This window comes from Sphingopyxis sp. SCN 67-31, from assembly GCF_001725095.1.
This window is the reverse complement of sequence record NZ_MEFH01000180.1, coordinates 1-5,978: the sequence shown is the minus strand read 5'-3', so window position 1 is coordinate 5,978 and position 5,978 is coordinate 1. Positions and strand designations below refer to the sequence as shown.

General features: G+C 66.4%; 6 protein-coding genes. 3 read left to right on the top strand and 3 right to left on the bottom strand.

Annotated features, from left to right (window positions below; genetic code table 11):
- The coding region (locus ABS88_RS23180) for a glycoside hydrolase family 108 protein (protein WP_286750720.1) at positions 1 to 494 on the bottom strand (494 nt) is incomplete at its 3' end.
- 68 nt (positions 495 to 562) lie between these two features.
- On the opposite strand from ABS88_RS23180, the gene ABS88_RS23175 reads away from it, so the two are divergent.
- Together ABS88_RS23175 and ABS88_RS23170 are read left to right on the top strand one after the other, a co-directional pair.
- The gene (locus ABS88_RS23175) at positions 563 to 1,540 is read left to right on the top strand and encodes an NADPH:quinone oxidoreductase family protein (protein ID WP_286750719.1); all 978 of its coding nucleotides are present in this window, start codon (positions 563 to 565) and stop codon (positions 1,538 to 1,540) included.
- Between the two features lie 131 nt (positions 1,541 to 1,671).
- Positions 1,672 to 2,019 (top strand): EF-hand domain-containing protein, encoded by a 348-nt coding sequence (locus ABS88_RS23170; protein ID WP_133058461.1) that lies wholly within the window; start codon positions 1,672 to 1,674, stop codon positions 2,017 to 2,019.
- 63 nt (positions 2,020 to 2,082) lie between these two features.
- On the opposite strand, the gene ABS88_RS23165 is transcribed toward ABS88_RS23170, so the two are convergent.
- Together ABS88_RS23165 and ABS88_RS23160 are read right to left on the bottom strand one after the other, a co-directional pair.
- Positions 2,083 to 3,780: an N-acyl-D-amino-acid deacylase family protein gene (locus ABS88_RS23165; protein ID WP_286750718.1), complete on the bottom strand. Its 1,698-nt coding sequence runs from the start codon at positions 3,778 to 3,780 to the stop codon at positions 2,083 to 2,085.
- On the bottom strand, positions 3,773 to 4,396 hold the full coding sequence (locus ABS88_RS23160; RefSeq protein ID WP_062765817.1) for a helix-turn-helix domain-containing protein: 624 nt from the start codon (positions 4,394 to 4,396) through the stop codon (positions 3,773 to 3,775). The genes ABS88_RS23165 and ABS88_RS23160 overlap by 8 nt, the downstream gene beginning before the upstream one ends.
- Positions 4,397 to 4,540: 144 nt before the next feature.
- On the opposite strand from ABS88_RS23160, the gene ABS88_RS23155 reads away from it, so the two are divergent.
- Positions 4,541 to 5,978 (top strand): serine hydrolase domain-containing protein (locus ABS88_RS23155; protein ID WP_286750717.1); only part of this gene is annotated, 1,438 nt, incomplete at its 3' end.

Sequence of the window (5,978 nt, the reverse complement as noted above, 5' to 3'; positions counted from 1 at the left end):
ATGTAGCGTTCGCCCTGCAGCGCCTCCATCGCGCGCAGCAGCACGGTTTCGCCGCCCTTGCCGCGCGCTTTCAGAAAACCGTCGAGCGCCGACAGCGTGCGCGGGCCGATGGCGCGGTCGACGGTAATGTCGGGATAATCGCGCGCCGTACGGTTGAGCGCGTTGAGTGCGCGCTGGAGAAAGCCAGTGGCGATCGCGGTGCCCATGTTGACGCCGGTATCGAACAGTTCGGCCGCAATGCGCGGCGCGCGCGCGGCGACACGATCGAAGGCGGGGCGCAGCCAATAGATGCGGCGATAGATGGTGGCCGCCTCGGCGCGGGGCAGATCGCGCATCGGCCCCGTATAGCCCTGCGCGCGCGCCACGGCCTCGGTGATCCCCCAGCGCGTCGGGCCGCCGCGATCGGCGGGATGGTTTACATATCCGCCTTCGCGGTCGATGACGGCATCGATCAATGCGTCGATGGCAAGGCGGGGCAGGTCGGCAAGGGACATGATTCGCTCCTGTGGTTCATTGGAATATGAAAACGAACCATATTGGAATATTGTAGGAAAGGATTTTCATGCGCGCGCTGCAAGTGAGCCAATTGGCGCCCGATCACGCGGGTTGCGCGATCGCCGACCTGCCGCGGCCCGAACCCGGGCCGGGCGAGGTGCGGGTGCGGGTGCGGGCGGCGGCGGTGAATTTTCCCGACCTGCTGATGACGCGCGGCGCCTATCAGCTCAAACCCGAGTTGCCCTTTGTGCCCGGGCTGGAGTTTTCGGGTGAGGTCGATGCGGTGGGCGCGGGCGTCGAAGGCTGGGCGCCCGGCGATGCGGTGATCGGCGGCAATCGTTTCGGTGCGATGGCCGAATATTGCATCGTTCCGGCGGCGACGCTGCGGCGCAAGCCCGCCGCGCTTGACTGGGCGGCGGCGGCGGCGTGTCCGGTCGCCTATCTGACCGCCTATGTCGCGCTCGTCCGCTGCGCGCGGGTCGCGCCCGGCGACTGGGTGCTGGTCCACGGCGCGGCGGGCGGCGTGGGCCTGGCGACGGTCGATCTGGCGCGCGGACTGGGCGCGCGGGTGATTGCTGCGGCAAGCAGCGCCGCGAAGCGCGATGCCATCGCCGCGCTTTACGCACCCGACGCGGTGATCGAGGCGGCGCCCGGTTTTCGCGAGACGGTGAAGGCGTTGACGGAAGGGAAGGGCGCCGATGTCATCTTCGATCCGGTCGGCGGCGATGTGTTCGACGAATCGGCGCGCTGCATCGCCTTCGGCGGCCGCTTGCTCGTCGTCGGCTTTGCGTCGGGGCGGATTCCCGAGATTTCGGTCAATATCCCGCTGATCAAGGGCTTTTCGGTCGTCGGGGTGCGCGCGGGCGAATATGGCCGCCGCTTTCCCGAGCGCGGGGCCGAGAATATCGCCGCGATCGACGCATTGGCGGAGAGCGGGGCGATCCGCCCCCATGTCCACGCTGTGCTCGATCTTGCCGATTGGCGCGCGGGGTTTGCCATGCTCGAACGGCGCGAGGTGGTGGGGAAGGTCGTGCTGACGCCCTGACGAGCGGGCGCGGCGGTGCTTTGGCCCGCGACTGCGGCACTACGACGCAACTGGTATAGTTTTGCGACAATCGATGGGTCATTGAGCCGCGGGGTGCCCGGCGCTTTGCCGCCCATAGTGAAGGACGACATGTGAGAAAATTTCTGACGATTGCCGCGCCGCTGATGCTTGCGATACCGGCCGCGCACGCGCAGCCGCCGGCGCATAATGGCGAACGCATGTTCGCGATGATGGACGCCAATGGCGACGGCAAGCTCGACAAGGACGAGATCGCCAAGATGATGCAGATGCGCGCCGAGCGCATGGGCGAGCCATCGATGGCGACACCCGAGCGGGTCGATGCGCTGATGAAGCGTCTCGACACCAATGGCGACGGCTTCGTCGACAAGGCCGAAATGGAAGCGATGCGCAAGGCGCGCGCCGCCGCCCCGCCGCCCGAAGCGCCCGCCGACGGCGCCGATCAGAGCGAATCCAACTGAAGAGACTGAATTGAACGGGGCCGGCGGCGGTTTCGGCCGCCGCCGGTCAATTGGCGCGCGCGATCAGGAGCAGCGTTTCCAGCCCGATCCGCGTACCGCCTTGCCCGGGGTCGCGCCGGTCGGATCGCCGCCGCGCAGCACCGCGGTACCGTTGACGAACACATCGCGCACGCCGGTCGCATATTGGTGCGGCTTTTCGAAGGTCGCGCGATCGGCGACGGTCGCCGGATCGAAGATCACGACATCGCCGAAATAGCCGGGGCGCAGCGCGCCGCGATCCTGAAGGTTGAGGTTACCCGCGGGGAGCGAGGTCAGCCGCCGCACCGCCTCTTCGAGCGGGATCAGCTTTTCGTCGCGAACATAGCGGCCGAGCAGGCGGGCGAAATTGCCGTAGGTGCGCGGGTGGGCGCCCGATTTCAGGAACACGCCCTCGGCCGCCTGCGATGCGGCGTCCGAGCCGAAACTCATCCAGGGAAGCTGGATTTGGCGCCGGACATTGTCTTCGGACATCAGGAAATAGACGGTCCCGACGCGCGAGCCATCCTCGACGACAAGGTCCATTGCGGTTTCTTCGGGCGATTTTCCGCGCATCGCCGCCACTTCGGCCAGCGTCTTGCCGGTGAGCGGCTTGAGCGCGTCATTCTTGAAGCCGGTCAGGATCATCTTGTCGGCACCCGCGCCGATGTAGAGATTCTCCCAGTCGCTGCCGGGCTTTTTCATTTCGGCCGCGACGCGGGCGCGGATCGCCGGGTCCTTCAGTCGCTCGATCCACGCCTCCAGCCCGCCCGCCTGAACCCAGGTCGGCATGGCGGCGTCGAGCCCGGTGGCGCCCGCGGTATAGGTGTACATGTCGGCGGTGATCCGCGTTCCCGCGGCGCGCGCCGCCTCGATCTTGGCGACGACGGGCGCGAATTTGTCCCAGTTCGCGCGGCCGGCCATCTTGAGGTGATAGATTTCGGCCGGCGCGCCCGACCGGCGCGCGATGGCGATCAGTTCGTCGACCGCTTCCTCCAGCCGGTCGCCTTCCGAGCGCATATGGCTGATATACATGCCGCCGCAGCGCGCCGCCTCGCTGGTCAGCGCGACGAGTTCGTCGGTCTCGGCATAGGAGCCGGGGGCGTAGATCAGCGAGCTGCCGACCCCCAGCGCGCCTTCGTCCATCGCCTGACGGACGAGCGCGCGCATCCGTGCGAGCTGTTCGGGGGTGGGATCGACATCGCCTTCGCCCAGTTCGTGCACGCGCACCGTCGCCGCGCCGACGAAGCTTGCGACATTGGGCGCAATGCCGCGCTTTTCGAGATAGGCGAAATAATCGCCCAGCGTCGTCCAGCTGATGTCATATTTGATATCGCCCTGACGCTCGGTCTCCTGCGCCTTCATCGTCGCGTTGAACGGGCCCATCGACCAGCCTTCGCCCATCACTTCGAGCGTCACGCCCTGGCGGATGTCGCTGAGGCTGCGCGGGTCGGCGATCAGCGATTCGGTCGCCCAGCTCAGCATGTTGATGAAGCCGGGCGCGACGGCCATGCCCTTTGCGTCGATCTCGGTCCGGCCGCTGCCCGCGACCGTGCCGACCGCGACGATGCGTTCGCCCTTCAGCGCGATATCGCCGACGACGGGGGCGGCGCCCGAACCGTCGTAGAGAGTGCCACCGCGGATGACGACGTCATAGGCAGGGGCCGCGCCGCGCGCGCCGGCCGAGGCCGAAAGGAGCAGCGAGCTGGCGAGCAGCGCCGCGACGAAGGGCGAGCGGCTATGCATGGAGGCTCATCAGCGAATCCATCAGCCCTTCGTCGGCGCTCGAGCAGACGCCGAGGACCAGCGCCTCGTCGCAGCCGTCGGCGACGACATACGCGTGGCCCATCGACGAATCGATATAGATGCCCTGACCCGCGTCGAGGACCACGGGATCGTAAAATTCGCTGTGCACTTCGATCCGCCCTTCGATGACATAGATGAACTCCTCGCCCTGGTGGTGGACGAGCTCGCCGAATTCGCTCGCACTGCGCGCGCGGATGCGCGTGATGATAGGGATCATGCGCTTTTGCCGCAGGTCGGTGCAAAGATAATGATAGTCGTAATTGTCGGTGGTGACGCGAACCGCAGTGTCGATCGTGCCGACGCTGCGCCGGCCGGTAACGCGCGGCGCGCTGTCCCCCGCATCTTCGGCGAACAGGTCGGACATGCGGATGTTGAGCCGCTGGCTGAGCTGTTGCAGCTTGTCGTAGCTGAGCGTCAGCCGGTCATGTTCGACCTTCGACAGCGTCGATACCGGGATGCCCGAGCGCGCGCTCATTTCCTTGAGCGTCCAGCCGTTTCGGGTGCGAATTCCCCGCATGACCTCGCCGAGCGTCGGGGGATTCGATCGGGATGTCATCGGGTCGGTCCATTCCTCATTTGACAATTTTCCAATCAGGATCATTATGTCCGCATTGGGTCACTTATTGCTGACCCTTGGTAAGGCGTCTCGCGGCTCGCTGCAAGCATGTCGCGCGGCGCGCCGGATAAGGGGGATAAAGCGATGCGTTTCCTTCGCAAGCTGATGATAGGATTGGGAGTGCTGGCGGCCGTCCCGCTGGCCGCGCAGGGGCCGGTGCAGCAGATCGCCGCCAAGCCGGCGGAGCAGACGCCGGCCGTGCCGCCGCCGCCCGCGGGCGCGGCCAAGCTCGACGCCGCCGATGTCGAGGCGTGGCTCGACGGTTTCATGCCCTATGCGCTCGCGCGCGGCGAGGTTGCCGGTGCGGTCGTCGTCGTGGTGCGCGGCGGCGGCACGGTGCTGCAGAAGGGCTATGGCTTTGCCGATGTCGCGTCGCGCAAGCCCGTTGATCCCGCGACGACGCTGTTCCGCCCCGGTTCGGTGTCCAAGCTGTTTACCTGGACCGCGGTGATGCAGCTTGTCGAAGCCGGCAAGCTCGACCTCGACAAGGATGTGAACACCTATCTCGATTTCAAGATTCCGCCCTTCGAGGGCAAGCCGGTGACGCTGCGCAATATCATGACGCACACCGCGGGCTTTGAAGAATCGATCCGCTATCTGATCAGCAGCGATCCCAAGGCGGTGATGCCGCTGAAGGATTATACGCGCGAAGCGCTGCCCGCGCGGGTGTTTGCGCCGGGAAGCACGCCCGCCTATTCCAACTATGCGACCGCGCTGGCCGGATACATCGTTCAGCGCACCAGCGGCGAATCCTTCGATGACTATATCGACCGGCACATCTTCGCGCCGCTGGGCATGAAATATGCGAGCTTCCGCCAGCCGCTGCCGGCCGCGCTCGCGCCCTTCATGTCGAGCGGCTACCGCGTGATGACCGACAAGGCGAAGCCCTTCGAAATCGTCGTGCCGGCCCCCGCGGGCAGCCTGTCGGCGTCGGGCGGCGACATGGGCAAGTTCATGATGGCGCATCTGAACAACGGCGGCGTGCTGCTGAAGCCCGAGACGGCGAAGCTGATGCACGATTACAAGGCGCCCGGCGTCGGCCCGCTCAACAGCATGGCGCTCGGCTTCTACGAACAATGGGTCAACGGGCATCGCGCGATCGCGCACGGCGGCGATACCGAATGGTTCCACAGCTATCTGTGGCTGTTCCCCGATTCGGACATCGGCCTGTTCGTGTCGATGAACAGCCCCGGCAAGGAAGGCGCAGCGGGCGCGATCCGCAGCGCGCTGTTCCACCAGTTCGCCGACCGCTATCTGCCCGGCACGCCCAAGCCCGGACAGGTCGACGAAAAGACCGCGCGCGACCATGCCGCGATGCTAGCCGGCCATTATGTGTCGAGCCGCGGGTCCTTCACCAATTTCATGAGCCTGTTCGGCCTGCTCGGCCAGGCGCAGATCGTGGTCGGAACCGACGGCAAGATCGCGATGCCCGCGCTCGACGGACTGAGCGCCGGACCGCGCGACTGGGTCGAAGTCGAACCCTTTGTGTGGCGCGACACCGGCACCGGCGAACGGCTCGCTG

Bases quoted from the DNA above. Each gene is read 5' to 3' on its own strand.
- ABS88_RS23175 (WP_286750719.1), top strand. From the start codon at position 563: ATGCGCGCGCTGCAAGTGAGCCAATTGGCGCCCGATCACGCGGGTTGC.
- ABS88_RS23165 (WP_286750718.1), bottom strand. From the start codon at position 3,780: ATGCATAGCCGCTCGCCCTTCGTCGCGGCGCTGCTCGCCAGCTCGCTG.
- ABS88_RS23160 (WP_062765817.1), bottom strand. From the start codon at position 4,396: ATGACATCCCGATCGAATCCCCCGACGCTCGGCGAGGTCATGCGGGGA.